This window comes from Vibrio sp. 2033, from assembly GCF_033339735.1.
This window is the reverse complement of the sequence record NZ_JAWOVC010000139.1, coordinates 1-969: the sequence shown is the minus strand read 5'-3', so window position 1 is coordinate 969 and position 969 is coordinate 1. Positions and strand designations below refer to the sequence as shown.

Sequence of the window (969 nt, the reverse complement as noted above, 5' to 3'; positions counted from 1 at the left end):
CGCATACCACCAGATAGGTTGTGCGGGTATTCGTTGAGGCGCTTTTCTGGCATTGGAATTTTCACTTTAGCCAGCATTTCTACCGCGTAGGATTCGCGCTCTTTTTTACCTAACTCAGGACGGTGTAATTCCAACACTTCGCACAGTTGGCGGCCAATGGTATGCACTGGATTCAACGCCGTCATTGGGTCTTGGAAAATGATCGAAATGCGGTCGCCGCGCATGGCGTACATTTCTTCCGCTGGTAGCGACACCAGATTGGTACCTCGGTAGTTAACTTCACCATTGACAATATTGCCGTAAGGCTTTGGCAACAGTCCCATGATGGACATTGAGGTCACGCTCTTACCACTGCCAGACTCACCAACGAGACCGAGCGTTCGTCCTGCACGAACATCAAAGTTCACGCCATGGAGTACTTTTCCCGGGCCATCATCCGTGATGAATTCCACTTCGAGATCTTTTACACTCAAAATTACATCGTTTTCCATAACACATCCTTACAGCTTATACGTGTCATCAACGACAACAACCGGTTCAAAGGTTTTACCCGACTTCATCGCTTTCTGGGTTTCTTTCTTCACGTCTTTGTCGATCCAATACGTGCCATCACCGATAATTCCGCCACTGAACAACGCTTCTGTCATTCGATTCATTGGTTTCTCTGGCAATTTCAACCAACGCCAGTGTCCATAACGAACGTAAGGTACCATGTAGCCAGTGACAATCACGTGCGCATCAATAATGTCTCGCTGAATCTCATGACCTAGTTGGATCTTCTTATCCATGTCCATGTTAAAGAGATACGCAATGATCTTTTCATCTAGCTCTGGCGTGCTGTAGTTAGTGAATGAGTTCGTTTGTGGTTTGTTCGCGTTCACGGAATGGAAGTATTCCCAATAAGTTGGGATTTCCGAAGTTCCCATATCAAAGAAAGCAAGTTCGTGTTTTTTCTCACGCACATACTTG

General features: G+C 46.2%; 1 protein-coding gene and 1 pseudogene. Both read right to left on the bottom strand.

From position 1 onward, the window contains the following. Nucleotides 1-491: ABC transporter ATP-binding protein (locus tag R7P74_RS25165; protein ID WP_318123364.1), on the bottom strand; the 491-nt coding region annotated here is incomplete at its 3' end. A 9-nt stretch (nt 492-500) separates the two neighbouring features. Further along, a pseudogene (locus tag R7P74_RS25160) lies at nt 501-969 on the bottom strand (extracellular solute-binding protein); the annotation flags it as partial.